Origin of the sequence: Nonlabens sp. (assembly GCF_051251825.1) — a bacterium.
Lineage (GTDB): Bacteria > Bacteroidota > Bacteroidia > Flavobacteriales > Flavobacteriaceae > Nonlabens.
Genome location: NZ_JBPOGG010000001.1, coordinates 64,487 through 87,288, shown reverse-complemented (window position 1 = coordinate 87,288; position 22,802 = coordinate 64,487). Strand labels below are relative to the sequence as shown.

General features: G+C 35.4%; 22 protein-coding genes. 1 reads left to right on the top strand and 21 read right to left on the bottom strand.

Translation table 11 applies throughout. The features are described from left to right. Nucleotides 1-2: 2 nt before the first annotated feature. Genes ACSHWW_RS00405 through ACSHWW_RS00390 form a run of 4 tightly spaced genes read right to left on the bottom strand, consistent with a single transcriptional unit; the run spans nucleotide 3 to nucleotide 4,395 of the window. A complete protein-coding gene (locus ACSHWW_RS00405) occupies nucleotides 3-776 on the bottom strand; it encodes a glycosyltransferase family 2 protein (RefSeq protein ID WP_435680423.1) in 774 nt (257 codons plus the stop codon). Then, nucleotides 777-2,165 (bottom strand): undecaprenyl-phosphate glucose phosphotransferase, encoded by a 1,389-nt coding sequence (locus tag ACSHWW_RS00400; protein WP_435680422.1) that lies wholly within the window; start codon nucleotides 2,163-2,165, stop codon nucleotides 777-779. Continuing rightward, the gene (locus ACSHWW_RS00395) at nucleotides 2,128-3,117 is read right to left on the bottom strand and encodes a UDP-glucuronic acid decarboxylase family protein (RefSeq protein ID WP_435680421.1); all 990 of its coding nucleotides are present in this window, start codon (nucleotides 3,115-3,117) and stop codon (nucleotides 2,128-2,130) included. Before ACSHWW_RS00395 ends, ACSHWW_RS00400 begins: the two co-directional genes overlap by 38 nt. A 60-nt stretch (nucleotides 3,118-3,177) precedes the next feature. Further along, nucleotides 3,178-4,395 carry a WcaI family glycosyltransferase gene (locus ACSHWW_RS00390; RefSeq protein ID WP_435680420.1) on the bottom strand — a complete coding sequence of 406 codons (1,218 nt, stop codon included), beginning with the start codon at nucleotides 4,393-4,395 and terminating at the stop codon, nucleotides 3,178-3,180. A gap of 138 nt (nucleotides 4,396-4,533) precedes the next feature. Here ACSHWW_RS00390 and ACSHWW_RS00385 point away from each other — a divergent pair, with 138 nt between their 5' ends. Then, nucleotides 4,534-5,472: a hypothetical protein gene (locus ACSHWW_RS00385; RefSeq protein ID WP_435680419.1), complete on the top strand. Its 939-nt coding sequence runs from the start codon at nucleotides 4,534-4,536 to the stop codon at nucleotides 5,470-5,472. A 7-nt stretch (nucleotides 5,473-5,479) separates the two neighbouring features. Here the strand turns inward: ACSHWW_RS00385 and ACSHWW_RS00380 are convergent, their stop codons facing one another. From ACSHWW_RS00380 to ACSHWW_RS00300, 17 genes are all read right to left on the bottom strand, one after another. Further along, nucleotides 5,480-6,025 (bottom strand): putative colanic acid biosynthesis acetyltransferase, encoded by a 546-nt coding sequence (locus ACSHWW_RS00380; protein ID WP_435680418.1) that lies wholly within the window; start codon nucleotides 6,023-6,025, stop codon nucleotides 5,480-5,482. A gap of 178 nt (nucleotides 6,026-6,203) precedes the next feature. After that, the gene (locus tag ACSHWW_RS00375; RefSeq protein WP_435680417.1) at nucleotides 6,204-7,292 is read right to left on the bottom strand and encodes a glycosyltransferase family 4 protein; all 1,089 of its coding nucleotides are present in this window, start codon (nucleotides 7,290-7,292) and stop codon (nucleotides 6,204-6,206) included. Between the two features lie 86 nt (nucleotides 7,293-7,378). Then, nucleotides 7,379-8,650 carry an O-antigen ligase family protein gene (locus tag ACSHWW_RS00370; RefSeq protein WP_435680416.1) on the bottom strand — a complete coding sequence of 424 codons (1,272 nt, stop codon included), beginning with the start codon at nucleotides 8,648-8,650 and terminating at the stop codon, nucleotides 7,379-7,381. Beyond that, on the bottom strand, nucleotides 8,643-9,911 hold the full coding sequence (locus tag ACSHWW_RS00365; RefSeq protein WP_435680415.1) for an O-antigen ligase family protein: 1,269 nt from the start codon (nucleotides 9,909-9,911) through the stop codon (nucleotides 8,643-8,645). Before ACSHWW_RS00365 ends, ACSHWW_RS00370 begins: the two co-directional genes overlap by 8 nt. Then, nucleotides 9,912-11,195: a hypothetical protein gene (locus ACSHWW_RS00360; protein ID WP_435680414.1), complete on the bottom strand. Its 1,284-nt coding sequence runs from the start codon at nucleotides 11,193-11,195 to the stop codon at nucleotides 9,912-9,914. A 2-nt stretch (nucleotides 11,196-11,197) separates the two neighbouring features. Continuing rightward, nucleotides 11,198-12,271 (bottom strand): glycosyltransferase, encoded by a 1,074-nt coding sequence (locus ACSHWW_RS00355; protein WP_435680413.1) that lies wholly within the window; start codon nucleotides 12,269-12,271, stop codon nucleotides 11,198-11,200. Next, nucleotides 12,264-13,520 (bottom strand): oligosaccharide flippase family protein, encoded by a 1,257-nt coding sequence (locus ACSHWW_RS00350; protein WP_435680412.1) that lies wholly within the window; start codon nucleotides 13,518-13,520, stop codon nucleotides 12,264-12,266. Before ACSHWW_RS00350 ends, ACSHWW_RS00355 begins: the two co-directional genes overlap by 8 nt. A 41-nt stretch (nucleotides 13,521-13,561) precedes the next feature. After that, on the bottom strand, nucleotides 13,562-14,614 hold the full coding sequence (locus ACSHWW_RS00345) for a GDP-L-fucose synthase family protein (RefSeq protein WP_435680411.1): 1,053 nt from the start codon (nucleotides 14,612-14,614) through the stop codon (nucleotides 13,562-13,564). 125 nt (nucleotides 14,615-14,739) lie between these two features. Beyond that, the gene (gmd, locus tag ACSHWW_RS00340) at nucleotides 14,740-15,867 is read right to left on the bottom strand and encodes a GDP-mannose 4,6-dehydratase (protein ID WP_435680410.1); all 1,128 of its coding nucleotides are present in this window, start codon (nucleotides 15,865-15,867) and stop codon (nucleotides 14,740-14,742) included. Nucleotides 15,868-15,997: 130 nt separating this feature from the next. Then, nucleotides 15,998-16,228: a hypothetical protein gene (locus tag ACSHWW_RS00335; RefSeq protein ID WP_435680409.1), complete on the bottom strand. Its 231-nt coding sequence runs from the start codon at nucleotides 16,226-16,228 to the stop codon at nucleotides 15,998-16,000. Nucleotides 16,229-16,240: 12 nt separating this feature from the next. After that, nucleotides 16,241-16,591, bottom strand: coding sequence for a DUF2085 domain-containing protein (locus tag ACSHWW_RS00330; RefSeq protein WP_435680408.1), 351 nt, complete (start codon nucleotides 16,589-16,591; stop codon nucleotides 16,241-16,243). Between the two features lie 20 nt (nucleotides 16,592-16,611). Further along, the gene (gene rfbD / locus ACSHWW_RS00325; RefSeq protein WP_435680407.1) at nucleotides 16,612-17,454 is read right to left on the bottom strand and encodes a dTDP-4-dehydrorhamnose reductase; all 843 of its coding nucleotides are present in this window, start codon (nucleotides 17,452-17,454) and stop codon (nucleotides 16,612-16,614) included. An 11-nt stretch (nucleotides 17,455-17,465) separates the two neighbouring features. Further along, nucleotides 17,466-17,996, bottom strand: a complete 531-nt coding sequence (rfbC, locus tag ACSHWW_RS00320) for a dTDP-4-dehydrorhamnose 3,5-epimerase (RefSeq protein ID WP_435680406.1) — start codon at nucleotides 17,994-17,996, stop codon at nucleotides 17,466-17,468. Continuing rightward, nucleotides 17,993-18,856, bottom strand: a complete 864-nt coding sequence (gene rfbA / locus ACSHWW_RS00315; protein ID WP_435680405.1) for a glucose-1-phosphate thymidylyltransferase RfbA — start codon at nucleotides 18,854-18,856, stop codon at nucleotides 17,993-17,995. The genes rfbC and rfbA overlap by 4 nt, the downstream gene beginning before the upstream one ends. Then, the gene (gene rfbB / locus ACSHWW_RS00310) at nucleotides 18,853-19,869 is read right to left on the bottom strand and encodes a dTDP-glucose 4,6-dehydratase (RefSeq protein ID WP_435680404.1); all 1,017 of its coding nucleotides are present in this window, start codon (nucleotides 19,867-19,869) and stop codon (nucleotides 18,853-18,855) included. Before rfbB ends, rfbA begins: the two co-directional genes overlap by 4 nt. After that, a complete protein-coding gene (locus ACSHWW_RS00305) occupies nucleotides 19,862-20,899 on the bottom strand; it encodes a hypothetical protein (protein WP_435680403.1) in 1,038 nt (345 codons plus the stop codon). Before ACSHWW_RS00305 ends, rfbB begins: the two co-directional genes overlap by 8 nt. A 75-nt stretch (nucleotides 20,900-20,974) precedes the next feature. Continuing rightward, entirely contained in the window at nucleotides 20,975-22,702 is a 1,728-nt protein-coding gene (locus ACSHWW_RS00300) for a DUF6909 family protein (RefSeq protein ID WP_435680402.1), read from the bottom strand. Nucleotides 22,703-22,802 lie beyond the last annotated feature (100 nt).

Sequence of the window (22,802 nt, the reverse complement as noted above, 5' to 3'; positions counted from 1 at the left end):
CACTAGAGTTTTTCGATCATGGACTTCTTTACTAAAAACTGCTCATAAAAGAACAACAACATATTCCAACAACTTTTAATCGCAGAGTAGCCTAAGTGTTTTCTATACACTGCATAGTTGTGTTTAATCAACTCCATTTTATTTGCAGATAAGCCATCGCTTAATCTATAACTAGCAAGCGGCTCTTGAATTCCTATGGCGTGGTTTGCTTTTTTAAGAACGTCTAACCACATGGCCCAATCTTGTCTTTTGCGTAATGAAGGAATGGCTACTTTTCCTAAAACCTCAGCATTATAAATTCCTGTGAGGTTTCCTAAGTAGTTTGCTTTATGAAGTTTATCATAAGTAAGCTTTTTAGAAATGTTATGAATAGCAATAGGTTGCTTTGGAGTGGTTTTAAAAATCTCATAAGCTCCATAACATACGGTAGCATTGTGAGATTTCATAGCGTTGATTTGAGTGGTGAGCTTATGCGGTTTCCACAAATCGTCTGCATCTAGGAATGCGATGTAGGTTCCTGTGGCGTGTTCAACTCCTTTATTTCTTGTGATTCCTGCGCCAGCGTTCTCATTATTACTTAGCGTAACGAACTGAAGGTCTTGAGTGGTATGTTGTTGAGCATATGCTTTCGCAATAGCGTGACTATCATCATCACTTGCATCATCAATAGTAATGATTTCTATGGGTCTGTAAGTTTGATTTGTGATGCTATCTAGTGCTTGCTTAAGTGTCGCAGCACTATTATATGTAGGCATGATGACGGTTACGAGCTCCATCTAATAGGCTTTTTCTTCACCCATAAATACGTTTGCGATGGTCTTAAAAATGATTTTTAAATCCATAACGGTGCTCCAGTTTTCAATGTAAAATATATCGTTGCGTACTCGACCTATAATATCTTCTTCAGTCTCTACCTCACCGCGATAACCGCTTACTTGAGCTAGTCCAGTAATTCCTGGTTTCACAAAGTGGCGCACCATAAATTTATCGATACGCTCTGCATACATGTGTGTGTGACTTACCATATGTGGTCGTGGTCCTACTACACTCATGTCGCCTAGAAATACATTGAAAAATTGTGGTAATTCATCGATGCTGGTTTTGCGCAGGAACTTCCCGATTTTAGTAATGCGATGATCTCCACGTGTCACCTGATGTAAATGGGCAGTTTTATTAGGCACCATAGAGCGAAATTTATAACAAGTAAACTCCTTGTAATCGAGTCCGTTGCGTTTTTGCTTGAAAAACACAGCTCCTTTGGACTCTAGTTTTATAACTATCGCCACAATAGGAATCAACCAAGAAAGTACAAATACGATGACTAGCAATGAAAAGATAATATCAAAAGCACGTTTTGCTAGTTTATTTACTGGATCATCTAGAGGAATTTGTCTTAACGATAAAATAGGTGTGGTTCCATAGTATTCATAATGCAACTGTTTAGATAATACAGCTGTGGTATCTGGAAGGAATTTTAAGGTACGCAGGTTATTATCTGCAAAATCTGTGAGTTCTAGTAATTGCTCATTAGTCAATTCTTGAACGGAGCAAAAAATCTCGTCTATGTTATTTTCAAGTACCCAATCTGTAAACTCTTGAATGTCAAAAGATTCATTTATATCAAATAGGTTTTTAAGTTGGTAACCGTAGTCTGGACGTTTTGCAAAGAAGTTTTTGAGCTGTTGAGTGTCTTTATTTTCTCCTAGAATAGCAATATGTCTTACGTTTCCACCTAATACTTTACGATAATTTCTCAAGAGAAAAAAGATGCTGATCTTAATGGTCGCTATGAGCGCCATTACTGCTCCTATATACTTAAAAATGAAAATAGAGTCTTTACTCAATTCAAGGTAATATCCGAAAAACGCAAAAACTATAAACCCAAAAAACACCGTTTGTTTAGCAATGCGTAATAACAAGGTCGTGAATTTGGTATTGCGATGAATTTGATAAAAACCAAATTGCATAGAAACGATGATCCAGCAAATCCCAATGAATATTCCAAAAGTGAGTAGGTCAAAACCTTTTTCAAAAAAATATGCCGCACCAGTAATGATCAAACTCAAATCTGTGAGATACAGAAGTGGTCTAATCAGTCCCGAGTAGCGACCATCACGATAGGATATACTATCGTCTGATATGTTTTGCAAAGTCTTTGTGCTCACGCTTTTCTAAATCTTCTTGAGATAAGGTTTTAAAGTAATCAAAGGTTATACGCATTCCTTCTTCACGAGAAACTTGTGGTTCCCAGTCTAGGATTTTCTTTGCTAGTGAGATGTCTGGCTTACGTTTTAATGGATCGTCTTGTGGTAATTCTTTATAGATGACCTTTTGATCTGTTCCTGTAAGTTCTATAATTTCTTGAGCAAAATCTCCTATAGTAATCTCATGTGGATTACCAATGTTTACGGGATCACTGTAATCACTCAATAGCAATCTATAGATTCCTTCTACTTGATCATCTACATAACAAAAAGAACGTGTTTGTTTTCCATCGCCAAAAACAGTGATGTCTTCTCCACGCAACGCTTGTCCCATAAAAGCCGGAATCACACGACCATCATTCAATCGCATTCTAGGTCCATAAGTATTAAAAATACGCACTATGCGAGTTTCTAATCCATGGAATCGATGATATGCCATAGTCATGGATTCTTGAAAACGTTTTGCCTCGTCATAAACTCCACGTGGTCCTATGGTATTTACATTTCCGTAGTAAGATTCATCTTGTGGATGCACTAAAGGATCTCCATAAATCTCACTAGTAGATGCGATAAGTATGCGTGCATTTTTAGCTTTGGCAAGACCGAGTAAATTATGTGTTCCTAGTGAACCTACTTTTAAAGTTTGAATAGGAATTTTTAAGTAATCTATAGGACTCGCTGGACTGGCAAAATGCAAGATATAATCCAGTTCTCCAGCTACATGAACATAATTACTCACATCATGGTGATAAAATTCAAAATCTTCTAGCGGGAAAAGGTGTTCAATATTTTTAAGATCTCCTGTAATGAGGTTATCCATGGCTACCACGCGATATCCTTCTTTAATAAATCGATCACAAAGGTGTGACCCTAAAAATCCAGCCGCGCCAGTGATAAGAATTCTTTTGCTCATGTAAACAGTGTCAAGGTTTGAGTGGTAAATATAGGGAAAATGAGCGGTTAGCTCTATGCTCTAAAGGTCCAGTAATTTACTCAATTCGTTTACCCAAGCATCGAGAATAGGTTTGCGTGCAAAATGAGATGTAACGTAACGCCTTGCGTCCTTTCCTATTTTAATAGTTTCCTCTGGATTCAATCGCCATTTTTCCAATTGATCGACTGCCATTTCTACGTCTGGTGTGGAAAAATAAAGACCTGCATTTGCAAGTTCCATGACTTGTTTCACTTCACTTTTTGCGTTTCCTAATACTAGTGAAGGTTTCTCACTAGCCATCATTCCTAATAATTTAGAAGGCATCACGGTGTCTAGCACTTCAGTTTTTTGAAAGAGGAAATGCGCACTTGCACTACACAATAGGTCTGAGAGTTCTTCAAAAGGAACTGGATCGTAAAAGTGTATATTTTCTTGGTTTGTAGTATCCTTTAACTGCTGGTATTTTGCTCCAGCACCTACGATGATGATGTCGTAATGTTCTTGAGGTAACGCTTTCGCGAAAGCAGAAAAATAATCCCAATCCTGCTTATCACCTACATTTCCACTGTAAAGCAATTTGAATTTACTTGTTTTTAAATAGTCATGTTGAGTTGCAGTTGCTGGATTCACTTGATTCTCATCGATCCAGTTAGGCAAGTAATAGTTAGGCTGGTTGGTTTTAGATTCCAGCTTTGCAATCATGTTGTGGCTTATGGTGCTTATCACATTTGCCTTATTTAAAATGCGCTTTTCAAGACCAAAAAGGAACTTGAAAATGAACTTTTTCCCACCACTGGATAATCCGGACTGTAATGCTGCGTCAAATTCAAAATCCTGAATGTGAATCCAGCTTTTTGCCTTGTGACTTCTTGCATGATATCCTGCAAGCCATGAACTGGCCGTAAACGGAATTACTGAGATGACTAAGTCTGAATTGTCAATCTTTCTAAGATTGAAAAAACTTCCTTTAGTAAAACTCAAAATGTGAATGATGCGTTTCAAGAAAGTAGGAGTTTCTGGAACGTACTGTTTGTAACGATATAGTTTTGCTCCTTTATGTTCTTCTTGAAGATAGTTAGGTTGATCCTGATACTCTGGTGCTATTTTCCATTGTGGATAATAAGGAAAAGCTGTAACGACATTTACTGTGGCTCCAGCATTTACAAGAGCTTCTACCATTTGGGTAGAGTACAAACCTATGGCAGTGTCCTCAGGTGCGTAGTTAAGTCCTATGAATGTGATGTGTTTTCCTTTCAAAATATTTTTTGATTAACAGCTCTAAAACAGATGATATCTCCTGCAAATTTAGTTCATAATTCTGTGTAGCCTTTTTACACATTACATTATTATATATTTGATTAAAATTTCCTCTTTGAAATTTTTTGATTTTATAAAATGATTTTTAAAAAGTTTAAACTTCCTGTATATCTATTCCTTATAATTCTCAGTATAAGTTGTACTGATGAGGTGATGGAAGTGGATAGACCTGAAGGAAATATTTTAATAGATATAGGAGATTCATTAACAGCAGGTGCTGGCGGAAATGGAACAACTATGTCCAGCGTTACATCTCAACTTTTAGGCAATCAATGGTTGGTTAAAAATATGGGCGTAGGTGGTGAAAACACGCTTACCATAGGTGCACGCCAAGGTGGAATTCCTATGTATATGAAAGAATCCATTAAACTACCCAGAAGTGGATTTTTTGTTAAAATCCCATCGGGACTATTCAGTGTTTATAACGACTCAATTGTTTCTCCATTAATTAAAGGTAATGGTGGAATTAATCCATGTTATGTAGATGGTATTAAGTGTAAACTTATAAGACGACATGGTAACTACTACATAGGTAGAACTGATTCTAGCAGCTCTGAATACGTTACACAGCCTAATTCAATAATAAACACTTCTCTATCTAAAGAAACTCAAGGAATAGCTACAATATTTATAGGTCAAAATGGTGATTACAGCACACCAATGGATTTTCTAAATCAGATTGATTTATTTGTAGAGCACAAAGGAGATGAAAATGTAATTATTATCACTTCACACATCAATGGAACGACTGAGTTAGTTCAACCTATTCGTGAAAAATATGGTGACAAGCATATAGATTTAAAGGAATATATGTCCACTCAAGCTATCTATGATGCTATAGATTATGGTTTATTACCCGATAATGGAACCTATCCTACGGCCGAAGATTTAAATGGAATGAATAATGGATATGCTCCACAATCCTTAATTTCAAATGGCGTTCATTTTAATTCCATAGGCTACGAACTTTTAGGTTTGCTTAGATATCAAAGAGGAATTGAATTAGGATATTGGTAGCATTCAACTAGCGGTCCTTTATTACTTGTGCAGGACTTCCTAAACATATTTTTCCAGCTGGTAAATTTTTATAAACACTACTGCGTGCACCTATTAATGTACCACGACCTATGGTTATTCCTGGAGCGACATAAACGTCAGTCGCAATCCAGCACTGGTCTTCAATGGTGATTTTATGTCCGTAGATATCAAACTTTATCGCTTGTGGATCATGTGTTCCTGTACAGATGTATGATTTTTGAGAAATCACCACATGATTGCCTATTTCTATTTCTCCTAGGCTATACAACACTACGTCGTCACCTATCCAGCTGTGATCACCTATAGATACTTTCCATGGGAATTGTGTTCTTACCGTAGGTCTTATGATGACGTTTTTACCAATTTTTGCTCCAAAAGAACGCAACAAAAACCTGCGCCAGCCATACATGAATTGTGGCGACCAGGCAAATAGTGTACTCTGCACTAACCACCATAATTGCACAGTAACAGCACCTCGCCCACGGAAGTTAGGCGGTAATTCAAACTGATCAAGTTGCTGGTAGTTTTTCAAAGTTGTTGTGTTATGATTGCAAGGTAATTATTTCTAAGATGACTATGAGTTGATCACATCGAGCAGGTTATTTACAAAATGGGAAACTCTATATTTTTCTATAGTCTAATGCACAATGTGTTGACTAGATTTAAGTACGAAAAAATAGTTTTAAAATTCATGTAATTTATCTAAATACTTACTTATTAAATATTTGTTCTAATTCAGAAATGAAATTAGGAATTCTATATTTTGATCTTGCTTCTTCTACATTATGTAAGCCATATTTTTTTATAAGGTTTTTATTTTGAGCAATGTGCTCAATAGTAGAAACTAGGCTTTCTATACTATTTTTTTCAACATATAATCCATTTAAATTTTCTTCAAAAATATCTGGTATGCCTGCATGAGGTGTTGTAATTACCATATTACCTGTTGCCATAGATTCTAAGATGGCAAATGGTTGCGCCTCCATGGTGTAAAATGTTGGTAGTATAAAAATGTTAGACCAAATTAATAAATCCTTTTTTTCAACGACGTTAACAGTTCCTATATACGTTGCATGATTAAGTTTATTAAAAAGTGACAGTACTCGATCTTTATTTTCTGGAGCTATGTTTCCTGCGATACGAGCCTCATATTTTATTCCTTTTTCTTCAAGAATAACTAATGCCTCAAGCAACTCAAAAATTCCTTTTTCAAGCATCAAATTACTTAAATATACTATTTTAATGGTGTCATAGTCTTTGTCACTAATCACATCGTCAGGAACAAATAATTCATCAATGATAAAATTCTTAAGACTATAAATTTTATGATCTGGTAGAAAAGAAGTAAAGTTAGGTTTTAAAGAATCTGATGAAACTATTCCTTTATCAGGTTTAGACATTAAATAACGAAAAATCTTCTTTTTTACACCAGTTAAGTTCTCTCTATAATTCCTCCCTAAAAAATTACCATGGATATGAATAACCAACTGTTTGCCAGAAACATGGGCAGCAAGAATATAAAGTGCATATTTAATAACACCATAAAATGACTGACCTATAGTAATATAGATGATATCATTTTTGAAAACTTTGAAAAAATATATTTGAAGCCTTAGATAAAAAAATACCTTGTGAAAACTTAATTCTCCAATTTTTTCATCAAATTTTGAGTAGCTGGTGTTTACTTTTTGAACCTTGTATTCTGGTTTTTTATAAAACTCATCATAAACTATTTGAGTTCCTAAGCTTACGCCTGTTATAGGTAATGGAAAAGGACCTACGACTAATAAATTTTTCAAAATTTGATGATTTTTAGATTATTCTAAGCTGCAAATAAACAATAAAGTATCCCTTTTGACACCTGCAATCTTATTATTTATTCCAATTAATTGTCTTTTTTAAACTGTTTGAGTAATTCCTCCTGATTAGGGTTGTGACGGACTTTTTGCTGGTTTTTTTGGTTTAAAAAGTAAAGCAAATTGATTAACAACGCAAAGTAAATCACACCTTCCTGACGTTCTAATAGATTCTCTGAAAACATAACTATCGCATAAAATAATATAAGCGCAATAGTTATAAATACACCTGAGCGGACCGCATTCATCACATTATAAAACAGCATGGCTAGAAAGATAAATAAACCTAAAAATCCTACCATTAAAACCAGACTTATATACTGATTATGAGAATTATAGGAACTACTTACTAGGTCTTGATCTACATTGCCATAGCAATCTATAAGTTCTTGTTTCCCATCTCCTATACCGAACCCGAAAATCCCAGCTTCTTCCATTTGTTCTTGTGCACAGGTGAGTACTACTTTCTGGATTTGAGCAGAGCTTTTTGTGGTTTCTACTTTTTCCATTTTAAGCAATTGATTAAATCGCTGGATGGTACTAGGAAAAGCTACTAATAAAGAACCAAGACTTATAATAAACACCGCATAAAATGCCCAGATACGCTTGAGTTTATATCTGATGCTTAATAGAGTTGCGACCACAAGCAGTGCAAATACAGGTCCTTTTTTAAGGAGTAGAATGAGCCCAATCCCTAGTAAAAAACCAATGATAAATAATGGAATTCCTGTTTTAAAAAATCGCTCTGTACGCAATAAATAAAAGACCATAATAATCGCAACAGCGTTATGCATACTTAAATACAAAGAGTGTATTCCAGGGAAAGCCTTTAAGTTATTTACATAAGGCGCATATTCTATAAACTCTGACCAATTATGATTAATAGTTAAAAACCCAATGATTAATATGATGTTTACCGCAAGAACTGCTAGAATGTAGGTCGTAAATAATAACTTCAAACTCTTAATTCCTTTTTCAATGAGTTCTCTGGAAACTGCCGCAAAACATAAGGGAAAAAGAATGAGTGATGCTGCTACTTCTAATTTTGCAAAAGCATAATTCATGTCTTGAGAATACAGGACACTCCATAAATAAGCAATATAAAGACCTGAATTAAAGAGGAAAAAACTCCACTTAAATTGTGGTCTGTTTTTTATGGCTTCGCTCAAACAAACTACTATAAAAAATGCGATGACCGCTATTTTAAGTAGTTGCGGTAATAATGGTGTGGCAAATAAAAGAACTAGAGCTGTAAGAAACAACCTTTCAAAACGTATGGAAGGTGTTAAAGATTTAGTCATTTTGAGCTGCTTTTGAATCAGTTGCAAGTTGCATAAAAAAGAACAGATTGAGAAACAAAGCAAAGAGTAAAACTCCTGTTTGACGATTTAGAATGTTTTCTGTGAAAAGCACTACCGTGAAAAACAAAGTTAATTGTATAAAAAACAAGTTCTTAGTAGATACAGCTTTCTTAAAATAGAGAAATAGCTGAATCAAGAATAGTCCTAAGCCTATTAATCCACAATACAGCCAAATTCCCAAATACTGGTTATGAGAGTTTTTTCTCAGTTTACTATCATGGAAAACAATTCCATGCTTCTCCTCGAGGCATGTTTCAATTAATTCATATCCATCACCTATTCCATGACCTATCAATGGGCTTTTTTTAATATCATCAATCACACAATTGTAAACTGTAAATCGCATGCTGGTAGATTTATCTACATCAACTTGAGCATAAGTATCTACTGAAAACATTTCAATGACGCGCTCAGCTATTTTATCTTTTACTAAAAACCCAGCAATTAAAAGTACTGTAGTGATTAAGCCTATTCTCACTAAACCTATCTTTCTCCAGTGTTTCATTAAGAAGATTAAGGCCGATAAGGATATTGCGATGATCACTCCTTTTCTAAACATGAGAAAAAGGATATAAATTAATAAGATTCCGCCTAGAGCTAGTAATATCTTTTTCCAACCTTTATAATCCTGATAGATATAAGGAATCATTAAGGCCGCAATACTTATAATCATAGAAGCATAAATAGCGTGCTGACTTAAACCCCATAACATACCATCTAACCATGATAAACAATATTCCAGCGTTTGTTCTCCTCGATAATAGCCTATCGAATAAAAGAAAATGATTATAATAACCGCATATACAACTGCCGACCAGAAATAGGTATGTAGTAGTGCTTTTAAATGTTCTTTTTTCCAGCTTATTCTCTCACTTAAATGGTAAAAGGCCCAAGGAACAATGAATAAAGAAGCGCCTGTTTCTAGACGTTTAAAACCTATGCGTAAATTGTCAGTATATAAAAGGCTTACCGCATATATAATTAAGAGCGATGAGAGAATTATAGGGTATAAAATAGAGCCTGTTTTAATTTTTCTTTTAGGAGACTTCATCAGAATCCAAATGGTAATTAAAATAAGAATAACAACCGGTAATGGTTTCAACTTATTAGGCAATACAGGAAACAATCCCATAATTATCATTAAAGATAAAAATAGCTTCTCTTCAAGCGAACTGAATTTTGCTAGAAATGATTTTATCATCTACAAATCCGTTTTTTGAAGTTTAGGGATTTTTACAGACCCGATTTTATACTTAAACTTACTTAAATATCCAGCAACTATAATTACAAAAGTGATGTAATAAATATATCTCATTGTAGATCTAAGGTTATATTCAAATGACATGGCTACAAAAAGAATACTTAATAACGCAATGATAAAACCAATGACTCTTTTCTTTTTATTGAAAAATATACGCATTTGCACTTCAAAATAAGTGAATATGGCTCCTATAAAAGTAAAAAAGATAAAAGTAAATGTTTTACCCATTGTAAAGACCTCTCCATTTGCACTCATAGGAGCAAAACGATTGAGACGCATGGATTTTGCAATATCATACCAACCAGCCATATTGCCCGTAGCGGGATTTACAGCGACTAGTATATTATTCCAGTTTGGAACATTTTCCATAAGAGTCTTTGCGCTTACAAATACGCCAAAAATGAATGAATAATATATATTAAAAACTAAACTATCTCCTACGGCTTTAGAGTTACTAAAAACGCTGCTTAAGTATGGAACAATGCCATGTTCAGGTAACATTCTCAATGTCATTAAATAAGAAAGGAAAATTAAAGCTATAACCATATTAAGAACTAAAATCAATTTATCCTTAGCCTTGTTTGAGCTCGTTTGATAAATTAAAAGTGCAAACACCGCTAAGTAAACAAACGCTAGTCTGGAACCAGTTCCTATACCTATTAACATTACCAGTGTAAAGTAAAATAATGCAATCCACTTATGTTTTCTAAACACCAAAGCAAGCATTAAGGTTGCGACAAAGCTTAATAATTTGAACAATGTGATAAACGTACGGTTTTCCTCAACAAGATAAATATTTCTATAAAAAATCTCTTTTCCATAAGTTATTCCACAAAACAAGATTATTGTAAACATAATCACATGAATTGCAGGTAAAATATTGATTTGAACGTTAGGGTTCAAAAAAAGGCTTTTTGCAAAAGATTTGTTCAATAGCAATCTTGATTTACTACTTGAAAAATCATAAAACACTAGAACTCCTACACAAAATGCGATCATAGCAATTAAGTGGTAGGTCACTGCAAGATCAAATTGCGCACTAGAAATAAAATCAAAATTGTACAAGGAAACCTTATCATCAAAATAATAGTAATAAGGTACACTTAAGCCTAGAGCTATTATGTAAAACATTAAGTAAATATATAATGGGCTTATTATATTGAATTTTACCACTCGCATTACAAGTGTAAAAAGAAATAAAAATATGAGCAGTAGTATAATCATTGTTAATTGACGTTTACCAAATTAACAAAAGCTTGAGCCATTATCTCAATACTGTAAGAGTTTTTACAATCCTGAACGATACTTTCTCGATTCTCGAGCCATTTTTCTTTTTCTGCAATCAGTTTAACTAACTGGTTCTTTAAGTCGATTGTATCATTTGATTCAAAAAATACAGCATTAAACCCATCCTTTGCTGCTTCCAGTTCTGGACTGTGATTTTCATCTCGAGCAATTATCATAGGAACACCATAACCCAAGCTTTGTGTGATACTTAAACCTACATAACCAGGAGATGCGCTTACAAGTGTATGTTTATAATACTCTTTAAGCAACTCATCACTAGTAACTTTACCAGGTAATAAAACACGATCTTGTAACTCATCTCTTTTACATAACTCTAACAGTTTTGCTCGCTCTGGTCCATCTCCTATAATTATAAGCTTAGTAGCTTCTGGAAGTTCTTTAATAGCTTTTTTAAAGCCTTCATATAACAAGAGTGGTTTCTTATCTGCTATTAAACGACCTACATAAATGATATCATTAACCTCTGTAGCCGTATCGCTAGACATTTCATCTTTAAAAAGAACCGCATTAGGTGCTGAGGTAATCTTTTTATGAGGCATTTTTTCTTTGAGCTCCAGCTTTTGTTGCTCTGTATAAACTATAATTTCATTTGCTAGAAGACGCATTACGTGACGCAATCTATCAGATTTTGAATTCTTACCAGATCGTGGCCAAGCATGTCCCCATAATACAGTTCGCTTTCGCAAAAGCGATCTCAATAATAATATTACCCAATGCGATAAAACACGCGGATTCAAACTAAGAACAAGGACATTATCTTTAAAAACCTCATTCCAATGTCCTGTTTGCCATAAAAATCTACGTCCTAATAAATAATAATTTTTAAGCAAACCATCTCTCTTAAAATCGATTGATGTTTTAATAGTAGGGTCAAAAAACGAATTACCACAATAGACCTCAAAACCATTTGTTACTAGGTTTTTAACCTGTTCAAATACTTTAATGCGATAACTAGGCACTACGGTCTGTATAAGTACAAGTTTTTTAAGCATTATATTTTAGATCTTTTTTATAATAAACAGCAGCACAAATTAAAAGTACAAGTTCTGTAGATGTTGCCACGATAACTGTAGCCTTAAGTCCATACAGTGGCACGAAGATAAAACTCATTATAAGATTAAAAACAGCTCCGATAATCATTATTTGTAATCTTGACTTAAATAACTTTCTCGCTGGAGCATAAAGTACATTGAATAACATACTCAATCCAGAGAATAGAGCTATGAGTCCTAATATTTTAAATAACTCAATATTCTCAATGATACGTTCATCTCTATATAAAACTTCAATAATCCAGTCTCCTAAAAAGAAAATAATAGCATAACCTAATATGCCTAATCCCATTATAGCTGGGATTAATTTTTTCATCATCATTCTTTTCTCTACTAATTCTTTGCGTGACATATACGGATAGATGGCCTGGTAAATGGGTACATACATATTCTTTGCTGCAAGAATCAGTTTTTCAAATGCGCTATAAACACCTACTATAGCGTCTCCAGCAAAAAATCCTAGAATTAATCCATTTGCAGCGACACTTATCTGTGAAGCTACATTTGAACTAAATACTTGAAAGCTTTCTTTATAAAACTCGCGTGTTCCTTTAAAATCTGGCCATTGCCAGGAAACGTATTTTAGACTAATTATAAAACTTATAATTCCAGCCGTAATGAAACCTATAGAGTTAAAAACAGGAACATTCATAAAGTCATCTGGTCCAGTAATAAATAGAAATAATAGAACTGTAAAAATCACCTTTGCAATCACATTAATAATAGTGATAAGTCTCATTTTTTCAATTCCCTGAAAAAACCATACTGGAAAAATAGCCTGACCTATAACCACTCCATAGCTTAACAAATAAACAGCCCAGTTTTGAGAAAATCTATCAAAACTAAAAACCACAACCATAAGAATTAAAAACACAATCACTAACAAAATCATACGTGCCCAAAAAACTTTAAAATAGATCTTTGAATAATCACCGTTTTGTGACTTAATCATTGCTATTTCTCTAGTAGCCGTTAAGTTAAAACCAAAGTCAGTAGAAACCACACAAAAAACCATGAGGTATTGCGCAAGCATCACTAGACCAAATTTCTCTAGTCCTAACTGACGTTCTAAGAATGGAATGATAAGTAGTGGTAACAAGTAATTTAAACCTTGGAGAACCACAAGCGCACCATAGTTTTTGGCCACAGTTTTTTCTTCTCCAGAAAGTTTTTTAGAAAGCTTACTCATGCAATGGTTGGGTTACTTGAACCAACGCTAAAATAGCGTTTTTAGTGCGCTTCTTGATTCAAATAAGCCGCATACATCATCTCCACACCTTTTTCAAGATCAATCTCATGCTTCCAGCCCAGCTCGTGCAGTTTTGAAACATCAGTAAGTTTACGTGGTGTGCCATCTGGTTTTGTAGCATCCCAATCGAGATTTCCTTGATAGCCTACCGTTTTTTTAATCAGCTCTGCGAGGTCTTTTATAGCAATATCTTCTCCAGTTCCTATATTGAGATGTGTGTTTCTTATGTCTTTATCTGTTCCTTTTACGTCTGCAAAATCTTTATTTTCCATGAGGTACACACAGGCTTTTGCCATGTCGTGCGACCATAAAAATTCACGCTTGGGAGAACCGGTTCCCCATAATGCAATGCCATTTTCTGTGATGCCGTTTTTCTGTAATTCCGCTTTCGCGAAAGCGTAACTATCAACATCTAAATCTTCCATTAAAGCTTGCTCATTGCCACTCATCAACAATTTTCCTAAATGCATTTTACGAATCAACGCAGGAAGTACATGGGATTTTTCCAAGTCAAAATTATCGTTAGGACCGTACAAATTAGTAGGCATTACTGATATGAAATTAGTCCCGTATTGCAGGTTATAGCTCTCGCACATCTTGATTCCAGCGATTTTTGCAACTGCATAAGGCTCATTTGTATACTCCAGCGGCCCAGTAAGTAAACTGTTCTCAGGCATGGGCTGTGGCGCCATTTTAGGATAAATACAAGTGCTTCCTAAAAACAATAACTTCTTCACACCATTCAAATAACTGTGATGAATCACGTTGTTCTGAATCATGAGATTTTTATAGATAAAATCTGCTCTGTACCTATTATTTGCCACGATTCCACCTACACTGGCAGCAGCAAGAAATACATATTCTGGTTTTTCTGTAGTAAAAAAGTCGGCAGTGGCTTGTTGATTTGTGAGATCGAGGTCTTTATGAGTTCTTAGAATAAAGTTAGTATAACCTAGACTTTTAAGCTCACTTACAATAGCGCTTCCTACTAGACCACGATGTCCAGCGACGTATATTTTAGAATTTTTATTCATAGCCTCACCTAAATCCTCTCCAGCGGAGAGGACCTCTTTACGATAGTTTATTTCTTTTTAAACAGAAAATTTAAGTTTGAGTTCTATCTCCACTTCTATATTCCATATTCTTTAATCGATATTCTTTATTCAAAGTAGTTATTAATTCTATAACCACCACTTTTTAAATATTCTTCTCTAGACATTAAGTGTAAATCACTTTTCATCATGTCGTTTACAAGTTCTTGAAGTGCGATTTCTGGAATCCAACCTAGTTTTTCTTTGGCTTTTGTAGGATCTCCTATTAACAAATCCACCTCTGTAGGACGGAAGTATCGCGGATCTACCGCTACTACTTCTTTTCCTATTTCTAGTTGGTAATCTGGATTTGAGCAGGACTTTACAGTTCCTTTTTCGTCCACGCCATCACCAGTAAATTCTAGCTCAATACCTACATATTGAAAAGCCATGCGTACAAAATCACGCACGCTGGTCGTCGTTCCCGTTGCGATTACCCAATCCTCAGCCTCATCGTGCTGCAAGATCATCCACATCATGCGCACATAATCTTTGGCGTGTCCCCAATCGCGTTTAGCATCTAGATTTCCTAAATATACTTTGTCTTGAAGTCCTTTAACAATTTTAGAAGTAGCTCGAGTAATTTTACGAGTTACAAAGGTTTCACCACGCACAGGAGATTCATGGTTAAAAAGAATACCGTTACAGGCAAACATTCCGTAAGCCTCTCGGTAATTTACCGTTGCCCAGTAAGCATACATTTTTGCCACAGCATAAGGACTGCGTGGATAAAATGGAGTGGTTTCTGATTGTGGAATTTCCTGAACCTTACCATACAATTCTGATGTAGAGGCTTGGTAAACTTTAGTTTTCTTTTCCATTCCTAGCAATCGCACAGATTCTAGAATACGTAGCGCGCCTATTCCGTCGGCATTTGCGGTGTATTCTGGCATTTCAAAAGAAACTTGTACGTGTGACATCGCTGCAAGATTATAAATCTCGTCTGGCTGCGTTTCTTTGATGATTCTAGTCAGGTTAGTCGTATCAGTAAGATCACCGTAATGAAGTTTAAACTTCACATCAGTCTCGTGTGGATCTTGATACAAGTGATCGATACGATCTGTATTGAATAAAGAAGCACGACGTTTAATACCATGCACTTCATATCCTTTTTTTAATAAAAACTCACTTAAATAAGCACCATCTTGACCGGTTACACCAGTGATTAATGCTACTTTATGATTCTTCTCAGACATATGTTAATTGTAAAGCTGTAAAAATAAGGTTTCCTTAGGATATGTTAGGTTTACTCTTTTACAAATGGAATATAAAAAAGGTTACTCTCAAATAATGAAAGTAACCTTTATTTAATATTATAAAATTACACTAGTATGAACCTGCCATACCTGTTGCATACATAATCACTTGCAACACGATTCCTACTCCAAAACCAATTAACGCAGCTGTACAGGCTTGCTTTGATTTATTAGGATATTCCTTTTTATATACGAAGTATAAAATAGCTCCTACGATAGGTAAACAAAATGACACTACTTTAAGGCCTGTACCTAGTTCATCTTGTGATTGTACTGAGTTTCCGAATTGATCTTCTGACATAATTATGGTTGTTTAGTTGAATAAATTTAATAAAAATTTTCCAATGAGGTTTCCTGTAAGTACCATATAAGAAACCATTCCTATTCCTGCTGCAATCCCGGTGGTTACTCTTATTATATTATTACTTTCTCTATTATAATAAGCTTGGGTAAGGCCATCTACTATAGTAGGCACCATTAATAAAAGTGACCACAACCAATCTATTTTAAAAAATCCAATAGAAAAAAAAGGAAATAAGATAAAAGCACCATAAATACCTGTACACCTTGCGCATAAAGGAAACTGCTTTCCTTTCCAGAAAAAGGATCGCTCAGGTTTACGATGGCAATCCACCCATTCTAATCGAGTTCTTTGAGCACACATAGACTGCTAATATATTTAATTTACTGGTTATAAAAATTATATTTTGCTATGACCTCATCCAATCCATTTTCAATACTCGGTATATTATAATCAAATACACGCTCTGTTTTTTCACAATCCATAACGCTAAATGAAGGTCGTTGTGCGGCTGTTTTAAAAGTGGCTACAGAATTGATTTTTTTACCTAAATCAAGTTTTTCATTAATTATTACAGCAAAATCATACCAGGTCATTGTTCCTTGGTTTGTGAAATGATAGATTCCATAATTATCTGGATCTTTATGGATCAAATGATGGATAAATCGAGCCACATCGAGTGCGCTGGTAGGTGAGCCAGTTTGAGAATTCACAATACTTAGTTCTTTCATATCAGTTCCTGCTACCCAATTGAAAAAGTTTTTACCGTGTGTTGCGTATAACCATGAGATTCTAAAAATGTAATGTTTACCATCTATTAGAGTGATGGCTTTTTCTCCAGCAAGTTTACTGGCTCCATAAACATTTATAGGATCTGTTGCTTGCTCTGGTACGTATGGCTTATTTGCCGTTCCATCAAACACATAATCTGTAGAAAAATGAATGAACGTAGCGTCGTATTGCTTTGCTATTTGCGCCATTTTTTGAACCGCAAGCGCATTTATTTTAAAAGCCTTTTCCTCTTCGGTTTCTGCAAGATCTACGGCTGTGTAAGCTGCGCAATTGATGATGTAATCGGGTTGTATGATAGCAACTTTTTTATGAAAACGCTGCACACAAGTAATGTCTAACTCTTGACTTGAAAATGCATAGACATCATGAGATGACAGAGCGTTTTTAATTGCTGTGCCTAGCATTCCGTTTGCTCCTGTAATGATGATTTTCATTTGAGTCTAATTTAGATAAAGCCTAGCTTCTCATCCTTCTCAGATAATTGGATAGCAGACTGAGGTAGTTGCCAATCTATATTTAATGTTGGGTCATCATATTTGATACCGTATTCCATTGCTGGCTGGTAGGTGTTATCTACTTGATAATTCACAATCGCTGTTTCTGAAAGTACTGAAAAACCGTGTAAGAAACCTCTAGGAACCAGTAGTTGTTTGTGATTCTCTCCTGATAATTCTAAGGTAAAATGTTTTAAATAGGTTGGAGAATCTGGTCTGTAATCTACCGCAACGTCTAGAATTCTTCCTTGAACGCAACGCACTAATTTTGCTTGTGCAGCATCTCCTTTTTGGGCATGCAATCCACGCAGCACTCCATAGGTTGAGAACGACTCATTTTGTAATAAAAATGGCGGTTGTTGTGGAAACGCTTTCGCGAAAGCGTGTTTATCATGCACCACACTAAAATAACCACGATCGTCACCATAAACAGGTGGCTCGATGATATAGCAATCCTTTAAAGGTGTTTGGGTAACTATCATTTATTTGCGAGTCTCATGAGGTAATCGCCGTAACCGCTTTTAATAAGAGGTTGTGCGAGGTTTTTAAGTTGTTGCTTCTCAATGTAACGTTTGCGGAATGCAACTTCTTCTATAGAGCCTATTTTGAGTCCTTGACGGTCTTCAATCACTTGTACAAACTGGCTCGCTTGCATTAAGGATTCAAAAGTTCCTGTGTCTAACCACGCTGTTCCCTGATCCAGTACGTTTACTTTCAATCTTCCACGATTGAGATAGACATTATTAACGTCAGTAATTTCAAGTTCGCCGCGGTGCGATGGTTGTATGTATTTTGCGATTTCTACTACTTCATTATCATAAAAATAAATTCCCGGCACTGCATAATTAGAACGTGGTTCTTGCGGCTTTTCTTCTATGCTCGTCACACGCATATTTTCATCAAAATCAACGACTCCATAGCGTTGCGGATCATTAACATGGTAGGCAAAGATGATTCCGCCTTCAGGATCTATACTATCTTCTAGTGCTTTTTCCAGGCCAGTCCCGTAAAAAATATTATCACCTAAGATAAGCGCAACACTGTCTTCTCCTATAAAATCTGCGCCGATGATAAAAGCCTCAGCCAGTCCATTAGGGTTTTCTTGAACGGCATATTCAAACCTGCAGCCTAGTTGTGATCCATCGCCGAGCAAATTTTTAAAAAGCGGCTGATCTTGAGGTGTAGAAATGATTAAAATCTCTTGAATTCCAGCACTCATTAAAGTCGATACTGGATAATAAATCATGGGTTTATCATAGATAGGCATCAATTGCTTGCTCACACTTAATGTGAGTGGATGCAATCTGGTACCACTACCACCGGCAAGTACTATTCCTTTCATGAGTTATATTTTTTAAGATACCATTCTACGGTTTTTTTAATTCCGGTAGTAAAGGTTTCGGCTGGTTGCCAGTTGAGTTCTTCTTCAATTTTAGTAGGATCGATTGCATAACGGTAATCATGTCCTGGACGATCTTTTACATATGTAATTTGAGAAGCATAAGGTTGACCATCTTCTCGAGGTTGCACTTCATCAAGTATTTTACAAATATGATGTGCGATGTCTATATTTCTTATTTCGTTTTTTCCTCCTACGTTATAGTTCTCGCCTGTAACTGCATTTTCTAAAACGGTATGCAGCGCTTGACAATGATCTGTAACATATAACCAGTCACGCACATTCTTTCCATCTCCATAAATAGGAATAGGTGCACCGCTTAGTGCTTTTCTTATCACGACTGGAATCAACTTCTCATCGTGCTGTCTAGGTCCGTAATTATTACTACAGTTAGTAATTACCGCGGGAAACCCATAAGTATGCACATAACTCATGACTAGATGATCACTTGCTGCTTTACTAGCGCTGTATGGACTGCTAGGTGCATAAGGTGTAGTCTCTGTAAAAAAGCCGTCATCTTCTAGGCTTCCATAAACCTCATCTGTAGAGATGTGAAGGAATCGAGGTTGCGTGGTTTGAAAAGCGGTTTTAAAAACACGAGGTTGCTCCATCCATAGTTGATATGAAGTATGCAACAAGTTAAATGTTCCGTTCACATTAGTTTCCACAAACACCTGCGGATTCTCAATACTGTTATCCACATGAGATTCTGCAGCGAGATGATATACTTTATCAAACTGATGTTTTTGAAACAACTCTTTTACGAATGCTGCATCACAAATATCTCCTTCAATAAAAGTGAGTCTATCATGTTTAAAATTATGTGCAAAATCAAGGTCTGCTGCATAAGTCAGTTTATCAAGATTGTAAATATGGTCGCTAGAGTTAGCCAGCAAGTATTCTATAAGATTACTTCCTATAAACCCAGCGCCACCAGTGACAAGAATTTTATGCATTCTCTTTTTCGTAGTTTTTCAAGAATCTCCACACTAATGGAAAAAGCGCAATTAACAGTCCAAATCCTAGACCTATCAATGCTCCTTTTAATCTGTAGTGTTTCTTTTCAATAGTTCCTTTCTTAATGAATTGAGAAGCGATGTTTACAGTATTATCATAACTGTATTTCTCTTTTCTAACTACAGACATGTTATAAAGAATATTCCTTTTCTGATCAAACAGATTTTTCAATGCTTCAGACGGTTTTTGATCTCCTAGGTATAAGTTTGTACCGTTTCCTCCTTTTACATCGCTAGATTTTATAGCTGTTTGATAAGCTGCGATTAAAGAATCTAGCTCAGATAGTTGATATGACATTGCTTTTAAATCAAAATCTGCAGTTTCTTTAAGAGCTTGTCGTTCAGCTTTTATGATAGAATTTTCTTTAACCTTTATGACATTTTCAAGAACGTCTTCAAGAACCGTTCTGTCTGTTGAGGATATGTCTATTAACTGAAACTCATAATCTATATCACGTTTTGCAGCTTTAAAACCTTCAAAAGTGAAGTTATCCAGCGCCATAGTATCTGATCTTCTAGCTAGTTTATCATATTCCTCAAGTAACTCAGTATCATTGAATTCTGGATTTATATCTAGAGAAGATATTTTTGCTGCTTTATCTGTAGAGATATTTAATTCCTTTCCTAATTTATCAAAATCTTCCTGTTCTATTAAAGATTGATAATAAGTAACGTTTGAGATTAATTGTCCCGTGCTTTTAAAATTAGGCTTAACTAAAACTTGAGCTGTAAACTGATTCCCTGACTGAGAATTTAAATACCATCCTGCAGCTATTCCTAAGACTGTTGCAAGTCCTACGATGATTAAATTCTTCTGTATAAAAATTAAAAACAGAACTAGAAAATGGCCTAGTCCTTTTATTGCTTTTCCTATACCGTTAAAAAGACCTTTAAATCCATTACTGATCCAGACAAAAACAGGTACTAAATCTACTTCTTGTTCTTGATTATTCTGTGGTTGGTTGTCCATGAAAATCGATGATTTTATTTATTCAAATATAATTGAAGTTTACTTCTTTTAAGAAACGCTATTACTTCCTTAAAATTATAAATCTGTAGTCAAATCTGTGGGAACGCTATTCTCCATGATTTGCTCTAGTATTTTTTCTGTGATGACATATACTGGTTTTACACCTGTAAGTCCTAATCCACCACTGGCTAGTGTGTGACCAGTTTTTAAAGGATTATCACTCGCGTAGTAGGCATATCTCACATTCACTTTTTTATTAATACTACGTCTTACTTTTGAGGCTGCTTGAATGGCTTTTTGGTAATGTGCACCTTCCATTTCTAGACCTATCACTTTCCAGCTTGAGCTGTAGAAATATTCTAGCAAATCTTTATTTTGCAACGATGTACCTAACACGGTCACCATAGAACCGGTAACGACATTAATCCCATCTACATTCAGGTCTTTTTTAGTCAGTCTATTTTTAAACGGATAATTATCGGCTGTTCCTTCAAAAACGTGAGCGTCTGGAACCATAATATCTCCTTTATCACCTTCTAGGATTCCTGCTTTCCCCATGATATTAACAGATTTCACATTCATCAAATGTGTTTTTCCATTTTCATCTTTATAGGGTTTCAACAGTTCATCCATGGTCTCATAAGCCTGTTCTCCAAAGGCGTAATCCATTACTATGAGCACTGGCTTTGTATTTTGCTCGCTTTCGCGAAAGCGTATCGTACAAAAATCTACATCCATATACTGGCACTCAGACATATCAAAAATCTGTACGTCTATATTAGTACCGCTATCATCCTTTAAGTAAGACATACCGTTTGCAAGTGCATGCTTTTTAATAGCGTCGCGATCTTTTTTCCCAGCGTCATTACTCAGTGAAGCAAATAACTTCATGCGGTCAATTTTCTTCAACTGCGGTGCAAGAGCTTTAGGTCCATAAAGCGAGTTCATTACACTGTGTAAGTTAGCACTTATGATATGTAAAGGTCTGTTAAATAGATTATTATCAATTAAATGTTGCTTGATACGCAAGGCCCATTTATCTCCATGAATATGGTGTCCTAATCGTTCTCTTAATACCGGCGAAAAAGTAACGAGGCGTTTTTCTTGATCTAGAATTTCTTTTTTGGCAAGGTTTCCAAGATGATAAATCGTATTCAGGAATTGATTTGGATTTTTATCAGTTGCAAAATCTCCATAGACTTGCATCACCTCATCAAACGTACGGCCTAGAATGGTTGCGACATGAGTCACCGCTACTTCTTTTTCTTGCTGTGTGAGTTTGGTTTTTCCTATCACAGCCTCTAAGCACTGCCAGTCGCGAGTAGTTTTACCATTATCTCCTACGAGCACTTGTTTCATGATCTTATGAGATTCAATCATAAGAAATGTGAGGTGCGTGAGAATATCATAAATCTCTGAACGTCCACGAGTGACCTCAATATTCATTTGATGCTTATCGATGCGGTAGCAGTTGCGGCGTCGTTTTTTAGGAATAATAGATTTAAAATGTGATCCTTGATATCCTTCATCACTGGTTAAATTGATATAGGTGCATTCTTCTATTCCAGCTGGCAAGCGGTCCATAACGTAGAGTAAACCGTTGAGCTCTATTTTATCCTCGGCAATGGAGCCGTAGATTTCAGGTCGTAGTGTTAATAGGGATTCTCTCAAAGATTCTCCACTCACGCCCATAGGTTTATAAAAACCGCGATTGAATAAATGTCGCATAGTAATGTATATGCGTTCTATGGCATTTGTACTTTCTTGGGCTCTGGTACGTGGTTCTACGTTAAGTATGGGCATATATTCAATTTCTTTACAAAGGTAATATTTTAAGTCGCAGTTTGCAGTAGTCATGCAACACTGTAATTGCTTTTAATTAAGGTTTTAAAAGCACTTGTAT